31 protein-coding genes are annotated in these 25,250 nt (G+C 68.6%); 15 read left to right on the top strand and 16 right to left on the bottom strand.

Going from position 1 to position 25,250, the window contains the following annotated elements; all coding sequences use genetic code 11:
• Positions 1–158 precede the first annotated feature (158 nt).
• The 7 genes from DQW50_RS15570 to DQW50_RS15540 all read left to right on the top strand — a co-directional run bounded on the left by DQW50_RS15570 (position 159) and on the right by DQW50_RS15540 (position 6,062).
• Positions 159–545, top strand: a complete 387-nt coding sequence (locus tag DQW50_RS15570; RefSeq protein WP_112080179.1) for a thiol-disulfide oxidoreductase DCC family protein — start codon at positions 159–161, stop codon at positions 543–545.
• Positions 546–903: 358 nt separating this feature from the next.
• Positions 904–1,521 carry a CDP-alcohol phosphatidyltransferase family protein gene (locus DQW50_RS15565; protein ID WP_112080178.1) on the top strand — a complete coding sequence of 206 codons (618 nt, stop codon included), beginning with the start codon at positions 904–906 and terminating at the stop codon, positions 1,519–1,521.
• A 290-nt stretch (positions 1,522–1,811) separates the two neighbouring features.
• Entirely contained in the window at positions 1,812–2,489 is a 678-nt protein-coding gene (locus DQW50_RS15560; protein WP_112080177.1) for a hypothetical protein, read from the top strand.
• A gap of 50 nt (positions 2,490–2,539) precedes the next feature.
• Positions 2,540–2,842: a hypothetical protein gene (locus tag DQW50_RS15555; RefSeq protein ID WP_112080176.1), complete on the top strand. Its 303-nt coding sequence runs from the start codon at positions 2,540–2,542 to the stop codon at positions 2,840–2,842.
• Entirely contained in the window at positions 2,839–3,336 is a 498-nt protein-coding gene (locus DQW50_RS15550; protein ID WP_112080175.1) for a hypothetical protein, read from the top strand. The genes DQW50_RS15555 and DQW50_RS15550 overlap by 4 nt, the downstream gene beginning before the upstream one ends.
• A 103-nt stretch (positions 3,337–3,439) precedes the next feature.
• Positions 3,440–4,351 (top strand): hypothetical protein, encoded by a 912-nt coding sequence (locus DQW50_RS15545; protein WP_127341352.1) that lies wholly within the window; start codon positions 3,440–3,442, stop codon positions 4,349–4,351.
• A 1-nt stretch (position 4,352) separates the two neighbouring features.
• Positions 4,353–6,062: a GMC oxidoreductase gene (locus DQW50_RS15540; RefSeq protein ID WP_112080173.1), complete on the top strand. Its 1,710-nt coding sequence runs from the start codon at positions 4,353–4,355 to the stop codon at positions 6,060–6,062.
• 50 nt (positions 6,063–6,112) lie between these two features.
• Here the strand turns inward: DQW50_RS15540 and DQW50_RS15535 are convergent, their stop codons facing one another.
• The 4 genes from DQW50_RS15535 to DQW50_RS15520 form a co-directional block, all read right to left on the bottom strand.
• Entirely contained in the window at positions 6,113–6,946 is an 834-nt protein-coding gene (locus DQW50_RS15535) for an alpha/beta fold hydrolase (RefSeq protein WP_112080172.1), read from the bottom strand.
• Between the two features lie 60 nt (positions 6,947–7,006).
• Positions 7,007–7,456: a hypothetical protein gene (locus DQW50_RS15530; RefSeq protein ID WP_112080171.1), complete on the bottom strand. Its 450-nt coding sequence runs from the start codon at positions 7,454–7,456 to the stop codon at positions 7,007–7,009.
• A gap of 80 nt (positions 7,457–7,536) precedes the next feature.
• On the bottom strand, positions 7,537–8,010 hold the full coding sequence (locus DQW50_RS15525) for a redoxin domain-containing protein (RefSeq protein ID WP_112080170.1): 474 nt from the start codon (positions 8,008–8,010) through the stop codon (positions 7,537–7,539).
• A 94-nt stretch (positions 8,011–8,104) separates the two neighbouring features.
• Entirely contained in the window at positions 8,105–9,802 is a 1,698-nt protein-coding gene (locus DQW50_RS15520; RefSeq protein WP_112080169.1) for an HTTM domain-containing protein, read from the bottom strand.
• A gap of 179 nt (positions 9,803–9,981) precedes the next feature.
• Between DQW50_RS15520 and DQW50_RS15515 the strand changes: the two genes are divergently transcribed.
• Positions 9,982–11,442, top strand: a complete 1,461-nt coding sequence (locus tag DQW50_RS15515; RefSeq protein ID WP_112080168.1) for an amidohydrolase — start codon at positions 9,982–9,984, stop codon at positions 11,440–11,442.
• 14 nt (positions 11,443–11,456) lie between these two features.
• Here the strand turns inward: DQW50_RS15515 and DQW50_RS15510 are convergent, their stop codons facing one another.
• Positions 11,457–11,999, bottom strand: coding sequence for a hypothetical protein (locus DQW50_RS15510; protein ID WP_112080167.1), 543 nt, complete (start codon positions 11,997–11,999; stop codon positions 11,457–11,459).
• Between the two features lie 175 nt (positions 12,000–12,174).
• Between DQW50_RS15510 and DQW50_RS15505 the strand changes: the two genes are divergently transcribed.
• Positions 12,175–12,369 (top strand): cold-shock protein, encoded by a 195-nt coding sequence (locus DQW50_RS15505; RefSeq protein ID WP_023499165.1) that lies wholly within the window; start codon positions 12,175–12,177, stop codon positions 12,367–12,369.
• A gap of 133 nt (positions 12,370–12,502) precedes the next feature.
• On the opposite strand, the gene DQW50_RS15500 is transcribed toward DQW50_RS15505, so the two are convergent.
• Entirely contained in the window at positions 12,503–12,817 is a 315-nt protein-coding gene (locus tag DQW50_RS15500; protein ID WP_112080166.1) for a 2Fe-2S iron-sulfur cluster-binding protein, read from the bottom strand.
• A 162-nt stretch (positions 12,818–12,979) separates the two neighbouring features.
• Here DQW50_RS15500 and DQW50_RS15495 point away from each other — a divergent pair, with 162 nt between their 5' ends.
• The 4 genes from DQW50_RS15495 to DQW50_RS15475 all read left to right on the top strand — a co-directional run bounded on the left by DQW50_RS15495 (position 12,980) and on the right by DQW50_RS15475 (position 16,553).
• On the top strand, positions 12,980–14,161 hold the full coding sequence (locus DQW50_RS15495; RefSeq protein ID WP_112080165.1) for a hypothetical protein: 1,182 nt from the start codon (positions 12,980–12,982) through the stop codon (positions 14,159–14,161).
• A gap of 126 nt (positions 14,162–14,287) precedes the next feature.
• A complete protein-coding gene (locus tag DQW50_RS15490) occupies positions 14,288–14,671 on the top strand; it encodes a DUF5611 family protein (protein WP_112080164.1) in 384 nt (127 codons plus the stop codon).
• Between the two features lie 262 nt (positions 14,672–14,933).
• Positions 14,934–15,416 carry a universal stress protein gene (locus DQW50_RS15480; protein ID WP_112080162.1) on the top strand — a complete coding sequence of 161 codons (483 nt, stop codon included), beginning with the start codon at positions 14,934–14,936 and terminating at the stop codon, positions 15,414–15,416.
• 156 nt (positions 15,417–15,572) lie between these two features.
• Positions 15,573–16,553 carry an ROK family protein gene (locus DQW50_RS15475; protein WP_112080161.1) on the top strand — a complete coding sequence of 327 codons (981 nt, stop codon included), beginning with the start codon at positions 15,573–15,575 and terminating at the stop codon, positions 16,551–16,553.
• Between the two features lie 11 nt (positions 16,554–16,564).
• Here the strand turns inward: DQW50_RS15475 and DQW50_RS15470 are convergent, their stop codons facing one another.
• Positions 16,565–17,605 (bottom strand): PrsW family intramembrane metalloprotease, encoded by a 1,041-nt coding sequence (locus DQW50_RS15470; RefSeq protein ID WP_112080160.1) that lies wholly within the window; start codon positions 17,603–17,605, stop codon positions 16,565–16,567.
• A 227-nt stretch (positions 17,606–17,832) separates the two neighbouring features.
• Here DQW50_RS15470 and DQW50_RS15465 point away from each other — a divergent pair, with 227 nt between their 5' ends.
• Positions 17,833–19,332, top strand: a complete 1,500-nt coding sequence (locus DQW50_RS15465) for a DUF402 domain-containing protein (RefSeq protein WP_112080159.1) — start codon at positions 17,833–17,835, stop codon at positions 19,330–19,332.
• 79 nt (positions 19,333–19,411) lie between these two features.
• Here DQW50_RS15465 and DQW50_RS15460 read toward each other — a convergent pair whose 3' ends face one another.
• The 3 genes from DQW50_RS15460 to DQW50_RS15450 form a co-directional block, all read right to left on the bottom strand.
• Positions 19,412–19,738, bottom strand: coding sequence for a NifU family protein (locus tag DQW50_RS15460; protein ID WP_112080158.1), 327 nt, complete (start codon positions 19,736–19,738; stop codon positions 19,412–19,414).
• A 117-nt stretch (positions 19,739–19,855) separates the two neighbouring features.
• On the bottom strand, positions 19,856–20,254 hold the full coding sequence (locus DQW50_RS15455) for a hypothetical protein (RefSeq protein ID WP_241964458.1): 399 nt from the start codon (positions 20,252–20,254) through the stop codon (positions 19,856–19,858).
• Positions 20,255–20,437: 183 nt separating this feature from the next.
• Entirely contained in the window at positions 20,438–21,019 is a 582-nt protein-coding gene (locus tag DQW50_RS15450; protein ID WP_112080157.1) for a 2Fe-2S iron-sulfur cluster-binding protein, read from the bottom strand.
• A 161-nt stretch (positions 21,020–21,180) separates the two neighbouring features.
• Between DQW50_RS15450 and DQW50_RS15445 the strand changes: the two genes are divergently transcribed.
• Positions 21,181–21,663 carry an RNA-binding protein gene (locus DQW50_RS15445; protein WP_112080156.1) on the top strand — a complete coding sequence of 161 codons (483 nt, stop codon included), beginning with the start codon at positions 21,181–21,183 and terminating at the stop codon, positions 21,661–21,663.
• On the opposite strand, the gene DQW50_RS15440 is transcribed toward DQW50_RS15445, so the two are convergent.
• The 6 genes from DQW50_RS15440 to DQW50_RS15415 all read right to left on the bottom strand — a co-directional run bounded on the left by DQW50_RS15440 (position 21,660) and on the right by DQW50_RS15415 (position 25,220).
• Positions 21,660–21,860: a dodecin gene (locus DQW50_RS15440; protein WP_112080155.1), complete on the bottom strand. Its 201-nt coding sequence runs from the start codon at positions 21,858–21,860 to the stop codon at positions 21,660–21,662. The genes DQW50_RS15445 and DQW50_RS15440 overlap by 4 nt on opposite strands.
• A 74-nt stretch (positions 21,861–21,934) precedes the next feature.
• Positions 21,935–22,273 (bottom strand): hypothetical protein, encoded by a 339-nt coding sequence (locus tag DQW50_RS15435; RefSeq protein ID WP_112080154.1) that lies wholly within the window; start codon positions 22,271–22,273, stop codon positions 21,935–21,937.
• 154 nt (positions 22,274–22,427) lie between these two features.
• Entirely contained in the window at positions 22,428–22,673 is a 246-nt protein-coding gene (locus DQW50_RS15430; RefSeq protein ID WP_112080153.1) for a DUF5816 domain-containing protein, read from the bottom strand.
• A gap of 50 nt (positions 22,674–22,723) precedes the next feature.
• The gene (locus tag DQW50_RS15425) at positions 22,724–23,092 is read right to left on the bottom strand and encodes an iron-sulfur cluster assembly accessory protein (RefSeq protein WP_112080152.1); all 369 of its coding nucleotides are present in this window, start codon (positions 23,090–23,092) and stop codon (positions 22,724–22,726) included.
• 79 nt (positions 23,093–23,171) lie between these two features.
• Positions 23,172–24,194, bottom strand: a complete 1,023-nt coding sequence (locus DQW50_RS15420) for a phosphate uptake regulator PhoU (RefSeq protein ID WP_112080151.1) — start codon at positions 24,192–24,194, stop codon at positions 23,172–23,174.
• Between the two features lie 258 nt (positions 24,195–24,452).
• The gene (locus DQW50_RS15415) at positions 24,453–25,220 is read right to left on the bottom strand and encodes an HAD family hydrolase (protein WP_112080150.1); all 768 of its coding nucleotides are present in this window, start codon (positions 25,218–25,220) and stop codon (positions 24,453–24,455) included.
• Positions 25,221–25,250: the final 30 nt, after the last annotated feature.

Below are 25,250 nucleotides of genomic sequence, written 5' to 3'. Positions count from 1 at the left end.
GTGGTGGTTGTGTCGTCCCATGTCGGTTTCCTCCCCGACCTACTCGCTCACTCCGTTCGCTCCTTGAGGTCGGGGGCTCCACCTCGAAAATGCTGAAGACTGCGTCTCGGTCACCCGCTCGGGAGAACATAAAATAGTGACCGCTCCAAATCACCTGTATGGCTGTGCCACGCCTCGTTTACGACGATGAGTGCGGTTTCTGTATGTACATGATTCGGTGGTTGGTGCGGTTTGGCAGGTTCGATCCCGTGGGGTTCAGCGAACTCACGGCGGATCAGAAGGCCCGGCTTCCGGACGGATACGAGACCTGTATGCACCTGTTGACCGACGAAGCCGTGTACTCCTGCGGTCGAGCGCTTGAAGAGTGTGTCAGCCGCTGTGGGATCGTCGGTCGATATCTCGTTCACACGGCGCGTCTGCTTCCGTATTCGGGATGGATTCGAGAACGTGGCTACCGATTCGTCGCCGACCGCCGATCGATCTGGGGACGGTTTCGGTCCTGCGAGCACGTCGAGGGGAGTCTTTCCAGTTCTCGATCCGAATGAAAAGCCGTTCTGCCCCGTACACCTCCGGAGCTCACACGCGGTTTCTGACATGACGTGGATCGGTCGGTGTTCTCCTGCGGGGTTCAACTAAAGCGGTAGCGCGGAGTCCCCTTCCTCAAGGAGCGACTATCGGGAGCGAGTAGGGAGGGGAGGAGCGCGTTCGTATTGCTTACAACCATCACCAAAGCCGAGGCGGCATATTTCGAGACGGTGAGCGGTGCGAGGGCGACTGGCGACCGCGGCCCGGACCGATGGAGCACTTTTTATCGGTCCCGCGAGAGCCCTTGCCCATGGTTCTGGCTCCGATCGCGAGGTCGAAAGACGATGACAGCGGGGGCGGAACGAGGTATCCGCGACGATGACGCTCGACAGGTTTCGAACGATATCGAACCGGGCGATCACGCCGTTCGTCTCCGTCGCCGACCGCCTCGGACTGTCGCCGAACGCGGTGACCGTCGCGTCCATGGGGGTCGCCGTCGCCGCCGCAGTCGTCCTGGCGATCGCCGGAGGCGACCCGTCGTGGTACCTGCTGGGCGGTGTGTTGGTGTTGTTCAACGGCTTTCTGGATATGCTCGACGGAGCCCTCGCCCGCCAAACCGACAGCGCGACGCCGGAAGGGGATTTCCTAGATCACCTGGTCGACCGCTACGCCGACGTGGTGATACTCGGCGGGCTCGTAGCGGGGATCGGACGCTTCGACATCGGCTTCGTCGCGATCGTCGGGATCCTGTTGAACGCCTACGTCGGCACGCAGGCGCAGGCCGTCGGGCTCGGTCGGATGTACGAGGGGCTCATCACGCGGGTCGAGGTACTGCTCCTCGTCGGCGGCGTGAGCATCGCCGCCGTGTGGATCCGGGCGGAGTACCTCGGATTGACGATCGTCGGATGGCTGATCGTCTTCTTCATGATCGCGAGCAACGCCACCGCGCTCCAGCGGGCGGTTCTCTCGTGGCAGCAGCTTCGAGACCGGGAGTGATGTGGTCCACAACGCCGACGTGGCTTCGACTCTGTTCCGGCGTTCGGCGGGTTCCCCGTCGATCCATTCGAACCGATGTAGGCGATACAGCTCACGTCAGTTACCCACGACTGAGGTCGTGGGCTTCCTCTCCGTGAGCGAACCGATCGACGAGGCGGTCGCCGGCAGTTTGATTACCCAACCGGCAAAACCGTCCGGTAGAACGGACTGGATCGAGGGGCGCGGTGGCCCGAGGAGGCTCGCGAATCGCGTCTTCGTGGGGTGCCGTGCCCGTCGATCGGTGATGACACATGAACCCTCGAACCGCACTCACCTTCGCACGGGCGGCGGTCCGCTCCGTACAGTACCTCCTCACCGGCCGTGTCCGGTTCCCCGGTGATCGGATCGGACACGTCCTCGAGACGCCGGACGGTGACTCGTTCGTCGTCTATCGCGAGACGGAACTCGACCGTCCCGACGGGGACGCAGTGGACGACGGCGTGATCCTCGTCTTCGAGGTCGACGTGCCGAACCGGGCGAAGGGTGTGGCGCTCCGCGAGGTGCTTTTCGACCCCTTCGCGAACGTGGCGACCCCCTTCTTTACCGGCATGCCGGGGTTCAGACGGAAACTCTGGCTCGCGGGCGACCGACCCGGCGAGTTCCTCGAGCTGTACGAGTGGGCGACCGCCGAGGACGCGGAGCTGTTCGCGGACGTGCTCGGGTCGCTGCTCGAACCGTTCGCCTTCGCGGGACGGGCGTCGTTCGAGGTCGTCGCGGACGACTCCATCGACGAGTACGTCGCCACCCGGGCGACGACGTGGCGCGACGGGAGGACGGACCTCGACCCGGAGGCTGGTTCGGACGTCGACGGGGACGAACCCAGACGCTCGAGGACGTGGCGTGCGGTCGGCGGCGGTCTGCTGTTCTTGGCGCTCGTCGTCGTGGTCGTTTACCTCGCGGTACGCCGCGCGGACGAGAGGGATCGATAACCGTCCCCAAGGAATGGGGGTTTAAGAGCTTTATATCCGTATATGCGGCCATGCGTGTTACTGACTGGCTCACCAAGACGGACTGGCTGTGGACGGTCATCGGGGGGTTCTACCTGGTGGCGTACCTGTTCTGGTACATCCCGGTATTGAAGGGTCTCCCCGACAGCGTCGGCGACCCGCCCGCGCCGTATCCGTGGCACTGGCCGCTGGACTTCGTCGCGACCGGACTGGCCGGTAGCGTCCTGTTGTTCCTGGGCTTCCGACGGGCGGCGGAGCTGACGTGGACGGCGAACGTCGAGACGATCACGCCCCTCGAGGCTCCCGGAACCGACGGAGCCGTCGCGAGCAAATGAGCCGCATCGGTCGCGTCCTGGCCCGGCTTCCGTGGACCCGTCTCCAGCACGGCTTCCAACATCGGATCCGTCGGCGATTCTTCCGTCTCGAGGGTGCCCCTCCGTACCAGCTCCTCGATTCGGATCGCCAGCACGTCAGGGAGGTGCTCGCCCGGAATCACTTCGCGACGTGGCACGTGATCTCGTACTACTACGTCCACGACGCGTTCGGCGAGGAGGTGCTCAATATGCGGCGCATCGAGTCGCTCGACCGTGAGGGGCGCTTCTGGCAGACCCACGTGCGCGGATTCTCGCACCCGGACGGGTTCGTCGTCTGCCCACACTTCGAGCTGTGTCCGGTCGAGCAGCCCGCCAGCCACCTCGACAAGGTCGGGCTCGACGTCCCCATCGGGATGCGAAAGGCGGCGGAGCTCTGGGAGGCGAACGGCATCGAGGTCCTCGAGGAGTCGACATCGGAGGGATCGACGTCCGGGGTGCTGGACTCGCCCCCGTGAACTCCGTCGCGAAAACCCCTTATCCGTCGTTTTCCGGCGTGTGACCCGACGTTCGACCGGTCGTCCGAAACAGCTATCAATTTGCTCATTGTTGACACACAACATGACTCGTGGTGGCGTCATCCATAGGGTGCGAACGTTCCTTACGGCGAAGGTGAGCTGGCTTCGCACGGTCGGCCGGCGCGTCCTCGGTCGCACGCACGGCGCCTCCTCGCCCGGGGATCTCCACGCGCGCGTGACGTTCCGTGCCTGCGTGGACGCCGTGATACCGACCACGCCGGAGTTGGCGGACGAGCTGGGTCCGGAGCACGTTCCCGGGGGCAACGACGTGGAGGTCGCGGAGTTCCTCGGCGTCTACGTCGACGATCGGGTACAGATCGGGTTGCCCAACATCCGTCGCGACGTGGACGTCGTGAAGCCGATCGCGAACGTCCTCGACTCGGCGGCGCTCAAGCTCATCGCGCGCGGCGACAACGAGGACGAGCCGAACGAGGAGCGTCCCGTGGCGTTCTTCGAGGGAACCGACGTCTCCGCCGATCGGATCCGGGACGTCGCCGGCCCCTTCGCCAGGCTGTCGCCGCGGGACCGGCTCCGGGCGATCCACGTGCTGGACGAGATCGAGGCGAAGATCACCCTTCCGGACGGCCGGTTCGTGGAGTTCGACGGGGGGCTGGTCGGTCAGCTCGTCGTCGGGTTTCCGAAGCTGATCTACTACAGCGAGTGGGACGGGTATCCGGATCCCGAACGCATGCCGTTCGGACAGGACCATCCGAACGACCCCGCGTCAGTTCAGGGGTGGCAACAGACCGGGTTCCCCGGGTTCACGAACGGCTACGCGTGTCTACGCGGGTACCTCGGGACGGAGGACGGGACGCTCGGTTCCGAGGACGTGTGGACGACGATCGACGACCACGACGGACCGCCAGTCGGCCTGTTCGCGTCGCCCGGCCGGTTTCGGGAGAACGAATACGACACCGACGGCTACGTCGAGCCGTACCCCGAGGGAGGTGCGTGAGATGGTCGACCCCGAGTACGACGTCGTCGTCGTGGGGGCGGGCGGGGACGGACCCGTCGCGGCTTGGAAGCTCGCTGAGGCGGGGCTGTCCGTCCTGATCCTGGAGGCCGGGCCGTTCCACGGCAACGAGAAGTGGCCCGACCCACACGGGGACCCGGGGGCCGAGGCTTCCTCGGACGTCGACGACCTGAGCGGCGAACTGCTCGACGAGCAGTTCACGACTCGCGAGTTCGAGATGGTAAACCAGCTCTTCTTCGGGCCCGCCGACGAGGATCGAGGCATCTGGACGCGGAAGTTCCCCGGCGACGGCGCGATCCTCCAGTGTGCCGGCGTCGGCGGCACGACACTCCACTACACCGGCTGTCACCCGCGGGCGTATCCCGCGGCCATCGACGAGCAGGGCCACTGGCCGATCGACTACGCGGACCTGCTACCGTACTACCGGGACGTAGAGGAACTGTGCGACGTACAGCCGGCCCCTGTCACCGCCAAAGAGGAGCTGTTCTTTCGGGGTGCGGCGGCCGCGGGATGGGAGCTCATCGACGAGATGAACGTCACGTCTCCCGGCTACCGACCCCAGCCCAACGCGATCAGGCGCCCGGACCAGCGCCTCCACGTCGACGGCGACTACGACGGGGAGTTCACGTATCCGGACGTGACGGGTCACACCCTCGGGCTCGGCGAGATCGCCGGAAATCCGCATCCACGGGGCGCACCCTTCGAGGAGAAGGCCAAACGCGCGAGCAACGTCAGTTTCGTCCCGGCCGCGATGCGTACCGGCAACGTCACCGTCCGCCCGAACGCGTTCGCCGTCGACGTGACGACCGAGACTCCCCTCGGCGACACCCCGACCGCCACGGGCGTGACGTTCCGGGACACCTGGTCGGGAGCGACGACGACCGTCGAGGCGGGGGTGGTCGTCCTCGCGGCCGGTGCCATCGAGACGCCACGGCTCTGGTTGAACGCCGACCTCCCGGACGAGGAGTGGGTCGGCCGCGGCCTGACGATCCACTTCGGGGACAACGTGATGGGGCTGTGGGACGCCGACGATCTGGAGACGACGCTCGGCAAGCCCACGGTCGACCAACACGAGGGACAGAACATCGCGGCCCGGTTCGACTATCCGGGGCTCGGCATGCTCCAGACGGTCGGAACGACGCCGGGCGTCGGTGCGATCCTCGGGTTCGGCGCCAGCGCGTCGGGGTTCGCCTTCCAGCACGACACCGAGGACGCGCCCTGGGACACGATGGGTCGGCTCGCCGGACCGGATCTCAAGCGACTCCTCTCGGACTACCGCCGGATGCTCCCGGTGCTCGTCGTCAGCGACGACCGTCCCCTGAAACGAAACGGCGTGACCGTCCAGAACGGCGCGGAGGACGAACACGGCCCCATCCCGCTCGTCAACTACACGCCGAGCGAGGCGGACCGAAAGCGACGCGACGAACTGGCGGAGATCGCGGCGGAGATCCTTCGCGAGGCGGGGGCGTCCCACGTCCACCGCGCCGATTCCCCGCCGACGGCGCTCCATCTCCACAGCACGATGCGGATGGGAAAGGTCGTCGACGAGGCGTGTGAGGCCTACGCGGTCGACCGCCTGTTCGTCGCGGACCACAGCGCCCTCGCCAACGGCGTCGGCGGGCCGAACCCGACCAACACGGGACAGGCGCTAGCAGCCCGGACCGCCGAGAGGATCGTGGAGCGCCACTTTTGATCGTCTCCGGGCGGTTCCCGTTTTGACGCGGATCCGTCCGTCCGTACACGTCACGTCTCGGTGACCCGCGTCGCGAACTGGCGAAGCTCCCGGTCGAACCGCTCCGGGTCCTCGAGGAACGGCGAGTGGCCGACCCCCTCGTAGACGGAGACCTCGCCGTCGGGTACGAGGTCGGCGTGCTGTCGGGCGGCCCGTGGACGGACGACCCGGTCGGCGGATCCGTGGACGAACAGCGCCGGGACGTCCAGTTCGCGGAGCGTCGCAGCGTTCGAACCGGTCCGGGCTTGCAGCGCCTCCCGAACCCGCGGCGGACACCGCGCGTTGTACCCGAGCATGAGGTGGTACTCGCGCGGCGGCACCGGTTCGGCGGTACAGATGTCGAGGAACCGGCCGAGCGCGTCCACGCTGGCCTCGGCGTCGCGGGTCTCGAGGTCGTCGAGCATCCCGGCGAACTCCTCGCCGGCGATCTCGGCTGCGGCGTCGGTCCCCTTCTCCGTGATCGCTCCCACGAAGACGACCCCGGCCACGTCGTCGGTCCCGTCGACGGCGAGATAGTCGGAGACGACCAGCCCGCCGTACGACCAGCCGACGAGGACCGGATCGTCGGTCGCCAGCTCGTCGATCACGGCGCGCAGGTCCGCAGCCCAGCGCTCCGGGTCGCGGTATCGGTCACTGCCGGCCGGCTTCCCCGAGTCGCCGTGACCGCGGAGGTCCGGCGCGAGCAGGCGGAACTCGTCGGCCAACGCCCCGTCGAACTGTTCGTACCAGCAGAGCCGCGACTGCGAGTAGCCGTGAACGAGCAGGATCGTCGGTGCCTCCGACTGTCCCGCGGCGTCGACGCGTAGCTCCGTCCCCCCGCCGCCGTCGACCGTGTGTGACTCCATGCCGATGGATGTGTGTACGGAGGGATATACGTTGGCGGCCGGCGGCCGCGCGGTCGGCCGCTACCGGCGACGGAGGACGTGTCCGAACAGCATCGGCGCGACGAGCAGGGTCACCGGGACGACGATCCACACCTGCCCCGCGAACACGTCGTACTGTCCGAGCGTCACCGAAACGGGCGTTCCCTCCACGTATCCGACGAGGAACTCGAAACCGACGGTCAGGACGGTCCAACAGACGCCGACGGCTACGAGTTCCTTCGGCCGGTAGTCGGTCGACGTCGACCGGAAGAAGCCGTACGCGACGAGGAGGATCACAGCGACGAGGAGAGCCGTGCTGAGGAGGTGTGCGACGCGATGGCCGAACCGAGACACGAGAACGGTCTCCCTGAAGCCGCCGTTGAGGACGGCGAGGATCGCCATGAGGACCCAGACGACGAGCGGGCGACGGAGCACGCGGAGCCGCACTCGATTCGGCCGATCGCCGCTCTCTCCCGTGGCTCGTGAACGCATTTCGGTCTCCGTTTCTCTGCGCAGGGAAAAAACGTGTCGAGGACGGTCGTCCGGGGCGAGAACGGGCTCGGAACCCGAGATCAGGCTGCCTCGACGGCCTCGAGCAACGCGTCGTAGTCGGGTTCGTTCGTCGGGTCGTCGGAAACCCACTCGTAGGTCACCGTCCCCTCCTCGTCGAGGACGTACACCGCCCGGTTGGCCACGCCGTAGAGGCCGAGGTCGGCGATGTCCAGCGAGAGCCCGTACGCCCCGATCGTGTCGCCGTCCATGTCGCTCACGAGATCAAACTCCAGGTCGTACTCCTCGGCGAAGGCCCCGAGCGAGAACGCGGAGTCGGCGCTGATCCCGAACAGAGTCGCGCCGGCCGACTCGAAGTCGTCGTACCGTTCCTGGAGCGCCACCATCTCGTTGCTACACGGCGGCGTGAACGCGCCGGGGAAGAACGCTAAGACGACAGGGCCGTCGCCGAGGTGATCCTCGAGGTCGAACGTCTCGTGGTCGGAACCCTTGTACGCCGCCGTGAACGTCGGTGCGGTGTCGCCGGTCGAGACCATACCCGATCGAAGGCCTGTGGCGTCCTAAAACCTGTCGCGGTCGTGGTCGGCCGGGGGGTCGACGGACCGATCAGCTGGAGGGTCGACGGACCGATCAGCCGGCCGGACAGTCGTGTTCGATCACGATCTGTCGGCCGGGATCCTCGTACTCCCCGTCGATCGGGCTCGACTGGTACACCTGGTAGACGGTCACGCTGTCGACTGGCGCGTCGTGGGACTCCTGGGCTCGCTCGCACACCCAGTCGGCGTAGCTCTCCGCGATGGACCCGTCCGGTCCGGAGCTGTCGACCGCCGACATGAATTTCCGGTGTCGGAAGTTCGGATACTCGGCGGCCGGGTCCGGCGGCCGGTCGAAGGTGAGCTCCCCACCGCCGAACGCGTTCGTCGTCGAGCCGTTCGCGAGGTACGCCCGCGAGGGGTACCAGCTGTACGACTCGCTGGGGTCTGGCGCGTACAGCCCCCACTTCTGTTGATCGAGGTGGTCGTAGTCGATCTCGGCGGGCACGTCGTAGTCGCCGACGGTGGCCGCGCTGAACACCAGCATCCAGACCAGCACGCAGAAGCCGATCACCGTCAACAGCGACCGACCGTACGCGATCGTGTAGTCGGACGCCTCCCCGTACCAGCCCTCCCGGTCGGGGTCGAGGACCCGACGCTCGATCGGGGGTCGCCCGAGCGGACCGAGTGCCGCCGCGACCGCCGACGTCGACGGGAGTCGCTCCGTCCACGCCGACGGCACGCGGCGGGAGCACGTCTCCCAGAAGACGGCCGGCATGAAGGGGAGCATCGACGTCATCAACAGTAACGGGAACAGCCCGACCGCCATCGTGAGCAACATCCCGACGAACGCGCTGGTGTACACGAGCGCGGCCACCATTCGGACGCGGCCGACGGTGGCCAAAAGGAACAGCGCGGAGCCGGACAGGAGCGTCACCCAGCCGTAGTTGAGGAGCGTCAGGAGCGTCGGGAAGTCGGCGAGGACCTTGCCGAGCGCGGTCGTCATCACCTCGTTGTGTAAGGCGATCGTGAGGCCGTCGCCGGCGTACCACTCCTCGCCGGCGTGTTTCGCGATCGCGTTCGAGGTGAACACGACCACCGGTTGGGCGAGAAGCGCTGCGGTCCCGAAGCTCGCGACGGCCGTCCGGGCCGACCCGCGCCGGAGCGCGTCGACGGACCACCGCTCGCCGAGCGGCGTGACGAGCGCGACGGCCAACAGGACACGGAACAGCCGGTCGCCGCCGTTGAGGAGTGCGGGGTTGCGCGCCTGAAGCGAGAACAACAACAGCAGCGAGACGACGCCGACCAGCCGCGTGCGGTAGCCGAGGAGGAACGCGACCGCGAACGCGCCGGCGACGACGAACAGGAGCCCTTGGAACCAGAGGTCGCCCGAGAGCGCGTGGAGCGACATCCCGGTGTACTGGCCGTACGTCGCCTCGTAGGCAGCCACCGGGTACACGCCCGCGTCGGTGTAGAACAGCGCGAGGTCCTGCGAGCGGTGGAGGAGGTCGAGCAGGATGACGAGTCCGAGCGCGATCCGGACGGCGGCGAGCGAACGGGTGTCGACCTCGAACCGCTTCCGAACCCGGTCGAGAACCGGCGACAGCCGTTCCCACGCGCGTTCGAGCCCGTTTCCTGAGGTGACGGTGGCCTCGTCGCTTCCGGCGGTGACGGCGTCGTCGCTGTCGACGAACCCTTCGGGCTCGTCGCCGGTCGATTCGACGTCGTCGCCGACGGCGGGCGCTTCCGGATCGGCGTCGCGGTCGTCGTCGGGTGCGGAGTCTCGTGACGGCATTCGGTGTGGGGTGGGGGACCCGTCGAGGGCCTCGACGGGATCCGCCCGACTGGCTGGAACGTGGCGTAGACGGTATGTATATTTGTTGGGACCGCAGTCGTGCGTTCCCGTCCCGTCAACCGGTCCGGTCGCCTCGCCGCGTCCGAACCCTTTTTCACCGGTCTTCGCCATCCGTTGTCATGGAACTCGAAGCGGTGACGGAGGCGGTCGAGGCCCGGCGAGACGAGCTCACGGACCTCGCACGCGACATCTGGGAACACCCGCAGACGGCGTTCGAGGAGACGTACGCGGCGGATCGACTGATCGGCGTCCTCGCCGAGCGCGGCTTCGACGTCGAGGTCGGCGTCGGCGACGTCGAGACCGGCTTCGTCGCCCGCTACGGCGAGGGCGACCCGGTCGTCGGCACGATGGGCGAGTTCGACGCGCTTCCCGGCCTCTCACAGCGCGCGGGCGGGACGAGAGAGCCGATCGAGGAGGGCGGAAACGGCCACGGCTGTGGGCATAACCTCTTCGGGGTCGGCTCGCTCGGGGCTGTGCTCGCGGTCGCCGACGCGATCGACGCGGGCGTCGAGGGGTCGGTCGTCTACGTCGGCACGCCCGCCGAGGAGGCGGGGTCCGGGAAGACGTACATGGCCCGCGCGGGCGCGTTCGACGACGTCGACGCGGTGGTCTCCTGGCACCCCGGCTGGTACAACGCGCCCACGAAGGGGTCGTGTCTGGCCGTGGACAGCTACGAGGTGACGGTCCGGGGGGAGTCGTCCCACGCCGCCGCCTCGCCCGAGGCGGGGCGGAGCGCGCTCGACGGGCTCCAGCTCCTCAACACGGCCGTCGAGTACATGCGCGAGCACGTTCCCGACCCGGTCCGACTCCACTACGTGATCACCCGAGGCGGCGACGCCGCCAACGTCGTCCCGCCGGAGGCGACCGGCGAGTACCTCGTGCGCGCGCCGAGCCGCGACCTCGTCGAGGAGGTGAGCGACTGGTTCGAGAACGCCACAGCGGGGGCGGCGCTGATGGCCGACGTCGACGTCGAGGTCACCCAGACCAGCGGGATCTACGGTGTCCGACCGAACGAGACGCTCGGCGACGCGATCCGCAGTACGATGGCCGAACTCGGCTCGTTCTCGGTCGACGACCCGATCGCCGACGAGCTCAAGGCGTCGCTCGGCGACGTCTCCGACCAGATCGCCGAGCTACCCGAGGAGTACCGCGACCGCGCCGCCGAGAACGCCTACTTCACCGAACCGATCGACGCGCTCGACGCGGGCGAGACGGGGTCGTACTCGACCGACTCCGGCGACGTCAGCCAGCTCGTCCCGCTGGGGCGGATGACGACGGCGACGTGGCCCGCCGGGACGCCCCCGCACTCCTGGCAGGCGGTCGCCGCCAGCGGCTCGACCGGAACCGAGGGCATGCTCTACGCCGCGAAGACCATCGGCGGGACCCTGCTCCGCCTGCTCACCGACGAGGAGCTACGCGCGGAGGCCGTCGCCGAGTTCGAGGAGCGCGGCGGTGCGGACTACGAGTCGCCGATGCCCGACGACGCCGACCCCTACGAGCTGCTCGGCGTCGAACGGCCCGACTTCGAACCCTCCGTTGACGTCGAGCGGACGCCCGCCGGAACCGCGGACGACGACTGAGGACCCCGCGGGGGTCACTCCGCGACGGTCGCAGCGACGATCCCGAGGGTCTGGCCGACGCCGACGACGCCGAGGGCCACGGCGGTTGCGGTCGGCGAGCCGGCGACTGCGACGCCGACCGCCCCGACGACACAGCAGGCTGTGCCGACGTCGTAGGCGCGGGCCGATCGCCCGACCCGCCGGCCGGTGTCCGCCAGCCCGACTGCCGGGAGCAGTATCCATCCGTACAACGCGATCGACAGCAACGGCCTCGCGGGGAGCGCGAGCACGCCGTCGAGCGCGAGGAACCCGAGAACTCCCGCGAGCGTCACCGGCGTGCCGGCGAGGATGACGAGCTTCCAGACGCGGAGGGCACCCGACCCCATCTCGCCCCACGATCCGACGAGGAACGCGACGAGCAGGACGCTCATGACGACGTGGGCGACGAACAGTGCGTGGGTACTGACGACGCCCAGGACGGCGCTCGCAGCCACGGTCCACGCGGCCGGAACCAACAGTGCGGGGCCGTTCTCGCGGAGGGGTCGGAACACGGCCGTCGGCTCGGGGTGCTCGTACATAAATCGACGGGCATGCCGGAAACCGACGGTCCAGTCGGTTCGATCCGGTAGGATCGACCGTACGTTCACCGGATCCGGGTACTCAGGCCGATAACTCACACGATCGTCGATCGATGGTCGTGTTAACTGTACACTCGAAAGTCTTATCCCGTCAACCGGCGTGTGTTTATTCGCAATGGCGACAGGAAAGGTTGATTTCTTCAACGACACTGGCGGCTACGGTTTCATTTCGACTGAGGACGAGGACGACGACGTGTTCTTCCACATGGAGGACGTTGGCGGTCCGGACCTCGAAGAGGGTCAGGAGCTCGAGTTCGACATCGAGTCCTCGCCCAAGGGTCCCCGCGCGACCAACGTCGTTCGGCAGTAAACCGGATACCGAAGCGGGTCGTCCGGCTGACGCCGAACACGGCTCTGACACGCGAAAACGAGTTTCTTTCCCGCGGTGCGGACTCACGTCCGTCGCGGGCTGTTATCGACCGTTCAGCGACAGCTACGACGGCCTAGATGTGCTGGCCCCAGAGGCCGCTACCCTTCGTCACCTCGACGTCGCCCTCGACGCGGGTCTGACACGCCAGCCGGACGTCGTGGCTCGGGTGGTGTGGCGGGAGCCAGAGTCTGGCCTCCTCCCTTCGGCTCGGCTCGCTGACTTCGCCGTCGACCTGGACGGCACAGGTGCCGCACTGGCCCAGCCCGTGACAGTTGAACGTCCGGGTGGACCCGTTGTGTACCGAGAGGCCGGCCTCCTTCAACACGTCGCGTAGCACGTCACCCTCCTCGCACTCGATCTCCTCGCCTTGGTAGTACACGGTCGGCATGTCTCGTGGTCCCGTACGTGGCCGAACCTCAAAGGTGCTGGTGTGTCGGATCGACGGTCGACGTCGTCAGCCACCGTCGTCTCCCCCGAGCCGATCGCGTCGTGTGCCGGGCGTCCGACGCCGACGGGGCGTTTTTTACCCTCGGCACCGCAGGGTGGTGTAATGGGAATCAGGTGTCTGCTCGGGCACGACTTCTCGGAGCCCGAAATAGAACGCGAGCGCGAGGAGGACGGCGAGGAAGTCGTCACGACCGTCAGGGAGGTGAAGACCTGCGCTCGGTGCGGCGAGACGCAGGTCGTGAGCGAGAACACCGAGGTCACGACGATGGAACAGCTGACCGATCAGGCGACGGCTACTGGGGCGTCGTCGACCGAGCCGACCGGGTCGGCGGACGGGTCCGACGACGCTGTGGCGTCCGCGGAACCGTCGCTCGACGCCGACGTCTCGGACCGGGGTCCCGACATCGACTACGGCGGAACCGTCGGTGGCGACTTCGCGGACGTCGACGGGGACGACGCGGAGATCCTCGACGGGACACCCCCCACAGCGGGCGCGGGTTCGGGAGGCGAGGAGCCGGGGGGAGCGGACCCGGTCAGCGCCGACCCGGAGCGACCCGACCCGACCGACGAGGGGGCCGTCGACGCCGACGGTCCCACGTCCGCGGCGGACGACGAGGGGGCAGAGCTGATCGACGGGGGTTCGGACACGACCGATGCGGCCGACGTCCACGAAGCGGTCGACGCAGCCGACGCCTCCGCCGCCGATCGCGAGCCCGCGGACGAGGACGCCGACGGCGACGCCGCGGCGGACGACGGCGTGATCCTCGACGACGACGGCGACGCCGCGTCCGACGCCGATCGCCACCGGGGTGAGTGGCCCACGGTCGAGGCGGCCGACGACGACGCGACGTTCGAGGCGGCCCCCTGGCCCGAACAGCGGGGCGAGGACGAGGGATTCAACGCCGAGATCGACGGCGACGACGACGGCGTCGAGTTCGGCGGTCTCACGCCCGAAGCCGGCGACGTCACCGGCACCGCCGGGTCGGCTGTGGAGTCCCCGGACGCGGAGTACGTCGAGCCGGCGGACCGGTCGTCGTCGTCCGGATCCCCGGTGACCGGCGTCGGCGGCGCGACCGGCGACTCCGACGACGGGTCGGCCGGCCCCGGTTCAGGGTTCACCCGCGAGGACGCGTCGGCGCTCGAGACTACGGACTCACAGCAGACGCCGACGGAGTACTACTGTCCCGAGTGTGGGATGACCGCCGACTCCGGCGGGAGTTCCATGCGGGCGGGCGACATCTGTCCCGAGTGTAAACGCGGCTACGTCGCGGAACGGCCGCGATAGTCGCCGGGTCAGCGTGCCCAGTTCATCGACGTTCCCTTTCTCGTGGGTTCGAGGCTCGAACCCGCCACGTGGCGCCGATTCCCCGTGACGAAACTGGTTTACGCGCCCCTGTCGAACGGTCGCAGCATGAAGCAGTACAAGATGCGCCGCGGTGAGCATCTCGACGAGCGCATGCCGGACCTCAAAGGCTCCATCGAGGAGTACTTCGGATCGGTCACCGGCACCGAGGAGTACGACGGCCACGAGCTGTACGTGGTGGAGGACCCCGACAACCCCGTCTTCGAGCGGATCGTCGCGGGCGCGGCCGAGTACAGCGGCAAGAAGGACAAGCTCGCGGTTCACTTCGAGGAGCGCCCCGCCGAGGACGTCATCGCCGAGGGGAACGCCGACTCTGCCGCCGACGCGGTCGACGCGAAGAACTCCTTCCTGCTCGAAGCCACCGGCCGTGACGCCAAGTCACGGCGCGATTCGCTGAAACGCGAGGTCGAGGACGACGCGCCCGACTACTGAGTTCCCGACTGCCGAGCTCACCGGACTCCCGGGTTCCCGACTCCCGAATTCCCGACTACCGGCCCCTCCCCGTTTCCGTTCACCCGATATCCCGTCGTCGAGCGATACGACCGCCGCGGAGTCGCGACTTCCTTCTTCCTCGTCGTCGTCGTCGAACCCCGTTCTCGCCGTCACGCTCGCCCGGTTCCCCCTGTCATGAATATTAATTCAATATCGAGTTAAAAATCAGCAAGGTTAAGAGCGCCGGGCGCCAACGGAAGGTATGAGCATAGAAACGATCCTGTTAGCGGTCGGAACCGAAGACGAGGAGCGAACCGAACGGCTCGCCGCGGAGGCTGTGAGCGTCGCGGAGCCCACCGGGGCCACGGTCGTCCTCGCGCACGTGTTCGACGGGGAGGAGTTCGACGAGGTGCGATCGAACCTCGGCGTCGATCCCGAGAGCGAGGCCTCGACGCCGGACGCGGTCGCGAAGCGCCACACGACCACCCGAGCCATCTCCAAGGCGCTCACGGAGGCGGGCGTCGACCACTCGATCCGCGGCGCGGTCGGCGACCACGCCGACGAGATCGTCCGGTTGGCCGAGGAGACCGACGCCGACCGCGTCGTCGTCGGCGGTCGACACCGCTCGCCGACCGGCAAGGCGGTCTTCGGCAGCGTCGCCCAGGACGTGATCCTCTCCGCGCCGTGTCCCGTGACGTTCGTTCGCGGGGAGCCGGTCGAGTCGAAACGCCGCGTCGCGCCCTGAGACCCGCCCGGTAGCGCCGCCCTGAGACCCGCCCGGTAGCGCTCTTCTCGTGCGGATACGGCGACGAATCAGCGACGAACCGCCGAACGTCCCCGCCCAGCGCGACACCCGACGGAACCGTCCCGATTAAGTGGTAACGGGAACCTCCTTCCGCCGATGGCTTACTACGTGGGCGTCGACCTCGGCGCGACGAACGTCCGCGCGGTCGTGGGCGACGAGACCGCGACCGTGCTCGGCTCCGACGCGCGCGGGACCCCCCGTGGCCCGACCGGCATCGCCGTCACCGAGGCGGTGTTGAGCGTCGTCCGAAACGCGTGTGCGGAGGCGGGCGTCGACCCGACGGCTGTCGTCGCCGTCGGCATCGGCTCGATCGGCCCGCTCGACCTCGCAGCCGGGGTCGTGGTGGGACCGGCGAACCTCCCGGACACCGTCGAACGGATCCCCCTCGTCGGCCCGGTCTCGCGACTGCTCGACACCGAGGAGGTCCACCTCCACAACGACACCATCGCGGGCGTCATCGGCGAGCGGTTCCACTCCGAGCGCAACCCCGACGACATGGTGTATCTCACGATCTCCTCGGGGATCGGCGCGGGCGTCGCCGTCGACGGCAACGTGCTCTCGGGGTGGGACGGCAACGCCGGCGAGGTGGGCCACATGACCGTCGACCCCCACGGCTTCATGACCTGCGGGTGCGGGCTCGACGGCCACTGGGAGGGCTACTGTTCGGGCAACAACATCCCGCTTTACGCCCGCGAGCTCCACGAGGAGGACCCGGTCGAGACGGTGCTCCCGATCGAGGACCCCGACTTCTCCGCGGTCGACGTCTTCGAGGCGGCCGGCGAGGACACCTTCGCCGACCACGTGATAGACCAGCTCGCCCACTGGAACGCGATGGGGATCGCGAACGTGATCCACGCGTACGCGCCCCTCGTCGTGAGCGTCGGCGGCGCGGTCGCGCTCAACAACCCCGACCGGATCCTCGACCCGGTCCGCGAGAAGCTCGCGGACATGGTGTTCATCAACGTCCCCGAGATCCGCCTGACCAGCCTCGGCGACGACGTCGTCGTCAAGGGCGCGCTCGCGAGCGCGCTCACCGGCGGGACCGGCGACCGGTCCCACGTCGAGTCGCCACCCTAGGTGGGGACCCGCTACTCCTCGAACTCGTCCCGCTCCGGGGCTGCCTCCGGTCCGCGTCCGTCACCCGTCGCGCCGCCCCCGCTCCCGTCCCCGCGCGTCGCGAGATACACGTCCCGGTAGCGTCGGAGCTTCCGCACCAGGAGGTAGCCGAACGCGCCCTGAAAGACGACCACGAAGACGAAAAGCGCCGGGATCTGCGGGAGTCCGGAGACGGAGGAGATGACGACCGTGGCGGGGCCGACGAGCGTGTTGTACAACGCGTGGATCGTCGCCGCGATCACGAGCCCCTTGATCACGATCGGTCCACGGTTCTCCGGATTGAACTTGGCGAGCCCGAGGTAGTATCCCGCGAACGCCGAGTAGACGACGTGGCCGGGGCCCGCAAGCGCGCGCAACGCGGCGATCCCGTCGCCGGCGCCGAGCGCTGCGAGCCCGAACGCGAGCTCACCGATGTCGACGTTCTGTGCGATGTACAGCAGGTTCTCGATGACGGCGAACCCGAGCCCGGCGATCGCGCCGTACACCGCGCCGTCGATCACGGCGTCGAACCGCGCGTCGTTGTACGCGTACAGCCGCACCGCGAGCAGCTTCACCGTCTCCTCTATCGGGCCGACGATAACGAAAAAGAAGAGCACGAGCCCGAGGAAGCCGAGCGGCTCGAAGAACGGTCGGGCGAAACCGTTGAGGACCGCCGCGAACGTCGCGGTCAACACCGAGAGGAGGAACGTCGCGACCAGAAGCGAGAGCGGCTCGCCCGTCGTGACGTCGGAGGCGTACACGTACACTGCGAGCCCGAACGCCGGGATCGCGGACAGCGCAAGGAGCGCGGCCATCGTCCGATCGACGAGGAGCCCCGCGCCGAACGACCCGAAGATGGCGAGGAGGATGATCCCGGCGAGGAGGACGACGAGCGCCTTCGCCGAGCGGGTGAGAAGCCAGTACAGCGCGACCGAGAGCCCGTCGAGGGAGGTGCGTTCCTCCCATGTGGCGACGTCATAGAGGTCCCGACCCTCGTCGTCGGCCCGCTGAATGGGGTCCGACCGTGAATCCATGCGGTCGAGTTCGGCCCGATCCGACTTAAGCGGTCGCCGTCGTGGCGCTCGTTGCCGCCGGATGCGGACGCTACCGCCCCCGGACCGGGCGTGCTCGCCACCTCGACGAGTTGCGCCCTCGACGAACACCGGAGGTTGAAGCGGTCGGGGCCGAAAGCTCCCCGCATGGACGACGATGGACGGCGTGGGAGCGTCGGTGAGACACGAGCGAGCCGGGGTGAGGCGGCGTGAACGTGCGGGTCCGCGGGATATACGCCACCGCGGTGACGCGCCTCCTGCTCGGGGCCGATCACGACGTCGTCGACGCCTCGCTGCCGATCCGCAGACGGTTCGACGTCGGCTTCCCGACCGCGCCGCCGGACGCGACCGTCTCCACGACCGACGACCGCCAGGGTGTCGGCGTCGCCGGCGACCCCGACGCGGTCGGGACGCTCCGGGACCTGCTCGTCGACGTCGGGATCGACGCGCTCGCCTGGACCGATCCGACACCGGTCGGGGCCGTCCTCGACGGCGAGGTCGCGGAGACGCTCGGCGGCGGCGCGGTCGTCGATCTGGCCGTCGGAGCCGACGATGGCGGCTCTCCGGACGCCGGAACCGGCTCGGGTGACCCCGTCGAGGGATACCTCCCGTACGGAAACGTCGACGCCCGGATCGAGACCGGCGACCGGGTTCGAACCCAGGTGACGGCGTCGGCCGCACCCTGGGCGTCGCGTCGCCCGGAGCTGGACACGGAGTTGCGGGTCGGGGCCGGTCTCGTCACGCTGGAGCCCGGCTCGGGGACCCGTGTCGACGTCCGCGACGACGAGGCAGCCCGCGAGCTGGCCGGGATGACCGACCTCCTCGGGATCGAGCCGCCGGACGGGTGGCGCGCGGTCTGGGGGCCCGCAGCGCTCGACGCCGACATGGACGAACTCGAGGCGGGGCTGGAACGGGCCGTGGCCGACGCCGACCGGCTCGCTGAGGCGGTCGGCTCCGACGCCGGAGGTGACCACGACGCCAGCGAGGTCGGCCTCCTTTCGGACTCGGCGACGATGCGAACCGGGCCGCTCGCGCGCCCGAACGGCGGCGTGTGGGTCTGGTTCGGCCGCGAATCGCGCTTCGCGCTCGATTCGATCCGGCGGGACGTGACCGCGACGATGTCGGGTCACCACCGGGTCAAGGCCGGCTCCGAATCGGCGTCGGCCGGCGTTGACTTCGCCGAGGCGATCTGTGACCCGGACCCGGACGCCGACTTCCCCTTCCCCGCCGTGTGCGACTCCTTCGGTCCGAACGAGGGCGACCGGCTCCGGATCGAACACGGCAAGCCCGACGGTCGGCTGATCACCCTCGGCGAGGGGGCGGTGACCGCGGTCGACGACGACGGGAGCGTGGTCGTCGAGCGGGAGATGACGCCCGGCGGGCGGTACGACGAGCTCGACACCCGCAGGGAGGCCGGCGACGTCGCGGTGACGAGCCTCAAGGAGGGTCGCTGGTGGTACCCCACCACCTACCGGGCCGCCGACGGGACGGTGAAGGGGACCTACGTCAACGTCTGTACCCCCGTCGAGGCCTTCCCGACGGCTGTCCGCTACGTCGACCTCCACGTCGACGTGATCAAACACGCCGACGGGACGGTCGAGCGCGTCGACGACGGGATCCTCGACGCGTCCGTCGAGGCCGGCGACACCCCGGAGCCGCTCGCCGAGAAGGCCCGGAGTGTGGCCTCGGCGCTGGAGAACGCGCTGTAGCGTGGCCTCGGCGCTGGAGAACGCGCTGTAGCGGAGGGCGGATCGTCCCGCGTCGACGGCGACGCGGATCGGTCCGCGTTCAGAAGTGGTTCGAGGGGTCAGTCTCGTGGCGTAGCTCCCCGCCACGGCCGCCCTCGACGGTCGAGGCGCCCTGGTCGCCGGCGGAGGGGACCCGGACCGTGACGTCGGTGACCGCCTCGAAGTCCGTGATGAGGTCGCGGCGGATGTTCTCGGCGGTGATGTTCGAGATCCCACAGCCCGCACAGCCACCGCCGAGTTCGACGACGACCTCGCCGGTCTCCGGGTCGGCCTCGCGCACGACGCTCGTCCCGCCGTGCATCTGGATGATCGGCATCTGGCCGACCATCCACGTCTCGATCTCCTCCGCGAGGCTCTCGTCGCTCATAGCCTCCCCTTCGGGCCCGAACCTTTGGAAGGTTGCGGTTTGCGACCCGTTGCCAGCGCCGAAAGGAACTACGTCACCGTCGATGACGAGGGATCTCCCGTCCGTCGTCCGCCCGCCTCAGCGCTCCGAGCCGGCAACGGCGTTCGGGTCCTCGGCGGTCACGTCGGATCCGCCCTCCGTTCCACCCTCTTCGCGCGCGTCCCCTTCGACAGCCCCGGCCGTCGCGCTCGGAAGCTGCGTCGGGTCCGGGTCGTCGTCGCCGTGAAGCGAGTCGTCGCGCTCGAGCAGGTACAAGAGCGGTCCCAGAGCGACCACCACGAGGACGCCCGGGAGCGGCGCGTCGGGGACGAGCACCGCCGTCGCCACCCCGACGCCGGCCGTGAGGGCGACGAGTCCGGCCCACGCCCCCGGCGATCCGACGTCGACGCCGACCCGGACCGCGTCGCGGTAGACGAACGCGACGGCGAGCGCGACGACGACCGCGCCGCCGGCGACGAGACCCGTGGTGACTGTCATACGAACGGTTGGGGCGAGACCCGAAAAAGGATGTCGCGACGCGGACGGCCGTCGGCGCGGGCGCGTCGATCGGTCCGCGGGGCGCGTGCCACGCGTCCGAGCTCCCCTCGCTGGGCCGTCACGACGAAGGCGCGGGAACGCACACGCGGAAAAGCGGACTCGACGGGTCGGACCGCGCGCCGTCTACGGCGCCTCGCCCGTCTCGATGGTGAACGAGTCCCGGGGGTACGCGACGCAGGTGAGCGTGTACCCGTCGTCGAGTTCGGCCCCCTCGAGCATCTGCTGGTTGTCGTGTTCGACGAAGTCTTCGGAGGGGCCGTCGGTGATCCGGCCCGCACACGAGACGCACTGGCCCTGTCGGCAGGCGTACGGGAGGTCCCACCCCTGCTCTTCGCCCTGGTCGAGGATCGGCTCGTTGTTCGCGAGCTCGACGGTCTCGCCCTGCTTCGCGAACTCGACCTCGAAGTACTCGACCTCGTCTTCGGGGATGTCGCCGGGGCCGGACCCCCCCGAACCGCCCTCCTCCAGTTCGCCCTCGCCGCCCTCGCTGCCGGCCGGGATCGCGCCGCCGCCACCGCCGCCGGCGCCGATCGCGCGGTTGCCAGGCTCGGGAAAGCCAGTCTCCGGGAGGGAGTTGGCGCGTCGTTCGACGATCTCGTCGGCGATGTCCTCGGTGGGCTCCCACCCCGTTCCCTTCAACGTACTGACGAGAACGACCGTCAGCGTCGCGATCGCTGCGAGCGCGATCGGCAGTGGGTCAAGCATACCGACGACTATGGAGAGGTGGTTTAATACCGTTTTGATCGGGCCAACGCTCCGGGAATTCGGGTCGGCGAGGCGACTCCGCGACGCGTGGCGTCGGTGGGACGGACGGGTTGCTGTGGTGGAGCGGGCCCTTTATCGGCGTGCCGACCGATCGGGCGGTCATGCGAGTCAAATCCCGCCACCACCTCCGAAGCGACGATATCACGGGGATCCGCGAGGCGATCGCCGACCACCTCGGCGTCGACATCGACGGGGAGACGTTCGAGTTCGTCGAGTTCGTCGACGCGAACTACGAGTTGGTCCTCGTCGACGGCGACCCGGCGGTCTTCTACGTCGACGACGACGAGCCGTTCCTCACTGTCCGGGGCGCGAACGATTACGAACCCGAGACCGGCGTCGTCACCGTGGACGCGGGCGCTATCTCGTTCGTTTCCGACGGCGCGGACGTGATGCGGCCGGGCATCGTCGAGGCGGATACGGCGATCCGCGAGGGCGACCTCGTCGTGATCGCCGAGGAGACCCACGGGAAGGTGCTCGCGGTCGGCCGCGCGCTCGTCGACGGCGACGAGATGGTCGGCGACAGCGGCAAGGTCGTCTCCTCGATCCACCACGTCGGTGACGAGCTGTACGAGTTCTCGGCTTAGTCCTCCAGTTCGAACGCGACCTCGACTTCCGCCTGGTACTCCCGCTCCGGCGCGTTCTTTATTTCCACGCCGAACTCCTTCACCTCCGCCCAGTAGACGTTCTCGAGAGTGGCCTCGGCCCGGTCGATCGCGTCGTCGGCGGCGGCGTCGAAGTTCTCCTCGCTCGTTCCGATCAGCGTGATTTTCTTGAACACCATGGACGTGATAGTTGATCGCACGTCGTTATAAAACCGCCCACGGGATCCGTGCCGGATCGGAGCGCTCGGACGGGTCAGGGACTCCCCGGCGCACCCTCCATCACGGAGAAGTCGTCGCCGTCGGAGTCGACACCGATCACCGCCCAGTCGTAGGGGGGTTTGACCGACGTGAGGTGCTGTTGGAGGTCGTCCGCGTGCTCCCGCCACGTGACGAAACAACGGAGTCGCGGCGTCTCCCCACCGTCCGCGAGATACGGATCGAGGTCCTCGTCGTCCATACACAGCGCCGTGACGAGGACGCGTCGCCACTTCCGCTCCGCGACGAACTCGCGTCCGCCCTCGGAGACAGTGTATCCGAGCTCACGAAAGACGTCTCTGGCCTCCGTCGTCGGTGGGATGCTCGCAGGGGCCATCTGATCGACCGTTGATCGGGATCCGTGATAAAGTTTCTCACGGTTCTCGGGGTCGGATACCGCGCGGTCTGGGGTCGGATACTGCGCGGTCTGGGGTCGGATACTGCGCGGTCTGGGGTCAGATACTGCGCGCCCCGGGCTCGAATACACCGTCTCACTCGTGGGCGGCGTCCCACTCGTCGGGCTTGCGGAGGTTGCCGCAGTCGGTACACTGGATCCGCCCCATCGTGTCCATCGCGGTGTCGAGCGAACCGCAGTTCCCGCAGGCGAAACCCCACCGCTCGTCGGCGTCTGCGTCCGTAAAGACGAGATAGAACGGTCCCTCCGCCCCGCGTTCGGCGCGTTTCCGGTCGATGTACACCCGCTCGCCGTCCGCGGTCGTCGACGCGTCGAGTTCCATACCGGCGGCTACTCGGCCGAGCGACTTAAGGACGAGAACTCGGGGACGTCCTACGTCCGGAACGATTCCCCGCAACCGCACTCGGAGACGACGTTCGGGTTCTCGACGTGGAAGCCGGCGGCCTGAAGCCCGCTCTCGTAGTCGAGTTTGCTCCCGCCGATGTAGTTCCGGCTGGCGGGGTCGACGAACACCCGAAGCCCGTGGTGTTCGACGACGAGGTCGTCCGGTTCGGGTTCGTCGTCGAACCGCATCCCGTAGGAGAGCCCCGCACAGCCGCCCTGCTGGACGAACAGTCGGAGCCCTGCTTCGTCGGTGTCGAGCCCTTCGCCCTCCAGAAGCGAGAGCGCTTCCGCGGCGGCGTCCGGCGTCACCTCGATCGCCGGATCGTCGCCACCCCCTTGAACCGATTCGGTGCTCATACGACGTCGTACCCGCCGCAGGAGGAAAACCCTGACGGTGTGAACGAATGACACGCGTTCCCCGGGCGGTCCGTTCGACCTACTCCGGTCGGGTGGCCCCCCCGTCCCGGTCGCCGCGGAGGGCCGCACGAAGCCCCGCTTCGGCGACGTTGACCCCGTACTCGGCCGTGCGCCTGATGCTGTCGAGGACCGTCGCGAGCACGTACCCGTCCGCGAGGTCCCGCTCGTAGAGCGCCCGGTCGACCCGGCGGATCTCCTCGACGAGGTCGTCGGTGTCGGCGACGGTCGCACCGAGCGCCCGCGGATCACACTCCCCGACCGTCTCCGCGAACGCCCGCTCGACGGCCGTCCGCGCCTCGCTCGCGAGCCGGTCTACGTCCACAGCGACCGCCTCCGACGGCGGCTCCTCGATCGCAGTCGCGGCCTCCGCTATCTTCTCGGCGTGGTCGGCGACCCGTTCCAGCTGTCTGGCGACGGCGTAGTGGTCGAACGGCGTGAGACCGTCGGCGGCCGGAGGGACCTCGACGAGGGAGCGCTGGAACTCCCGCGAGAGGAGGCCGAACAGCCGGTCGACGTCGTCGTCCTGTTCACGAACGCGCTTCCCGGCCTCCGTGTCGCCGGCGAGCGCGGCCGTGACGGCCTCCTCGTGCATCGTCAGGGTCCGGTCCGCCATCCGCCGGAGCGTCCGCGACGGCGGCAGGTCCGTCACGTCGAGCATCGTCCGGGCGACCACCGTCTCCGCCGTCTCCTCGGCGATCTCGATCCCGACCAGGCCGGCGACCGCGTCGCGGACGGCCGCCCGCTCGGCACGCTCCGGGGAGCCGTCGACGCGGACGACGTCGGCGCCGGCGACGTACCCAGCGGCGACGAGTCGCTCGATCCCGGTCGGGTCGTGTCGGGCCGCGGAGATCGACACCGTCCGGCGATTCCCTCCCGTCTCCGGTCGTGCGAGGAGTAGCCGGTCGCCCCTCGGATACAGGTGGAGGGTGTCGCCGGTGTCGAGCGACCGATCCTTCGCCCAGCCCTTCGGGATCGAGACCGTGTACGTCGTCCCGCCGGTGAGTTGGAGCTTCCGCTCGAACGGGTCCGTTCCGTTACTCATCCCGGATCGATCCGGCCGCGAGTCGATCGGCGTTCCGTCCCGCCGTTCCCGTCCGTTCTCGATTCCGATCGGGTACCATGTCGTCCGATACCGAACCGACGATCATGTACCCTGCTATGTGGGGTACGTGCCGGTCCGTTCCGCGATTGAACGCTCCCGTGACCTCATATCCGTCCGGAGCGCTCGATAGGGATATATAGCTACGCCCGGAACCGCGGCGAGTCGAGGGTTGGCGGCTCCGCCGGGGGCGACGCGGTATCAGTTCGCGTCGCCGTCCCGGTCGGTCTCCGCGCGAACTCGACGGCCGTCCGGCGTCTCGGTGGGAGCGAGTACGTCGACGAGCTCGTGGAGGCTTTCGATCTCGGCGGTCGGCTCCACGCCGAGATCCAGCGAGGCGTTGTGCTCGCGTCTGAGGAGGACGCTCTCCAGACCCGCCCTCTCGGCGGCGACGACGTCGGTCGCGCGGTCGCCGACGTAGATCCCGCCCGACGCGCCGAGCTCCTCGAGCGCCTCGTTCAGGTAGTACGGGTCCGGTTTTCGGCGCTCGAAGCCGTCGGGCCCGAGGTCGCGCCCGCGGGCGTACCCGAACTCGGTCAGCCGGAAGTGGTCGACGACGAACTCGACGGTCGGGTCGTAGTTGTTGCTCACCAGTCCCAGGGTCGTGTGCTCCCCGATCGCTTCGAGCGCGTCGACGTCGGGACACAGCGTTCGGACGCCCGCCGCCAGCCGCGAGACGGATCGCTTCGCGCTACGCTCCTCCCGTGCGCGGAAGAACTCCGCGGGATCGACGCCGAGCCGGTCGCAGGCGGCCCTGAAGTCCTCGTCGTACTCGTAGGTTCCTAACGCCCGTCGGAGGTCGTCCTCGACGACCGCCATGTCGCGGTCGTCGAGCACGTCCTCGAGGGCTCGGGCGTGGACGACTGACTCGGTTCCCCATCCCTCGAGGATGACGCCGTCCATGTCGAAGAGGACGACCTCGTCGTTCGTCCGATCGGTTCGTCGCTTCGGGTCGTGTGTCGTCGTCATGTGTGGTATCTCTCCGTTCCCCGATCGGCT

The sequence above is a fragment of the Halorubrum sp. 48-1-W genome (genome assembly GCF_003287355.1).
Taxonomy (GTDB): domain Archaea; phylum Halobacteriota; class Halobacteria; order Halobacteriales; family Haloferacaceae; genus Halorubrum.
The sequence above is the reverse complement of the archived record's forward strand: the minus strand, read 5'-3'. Positions and strand labels throughout refer to the sequence as shown.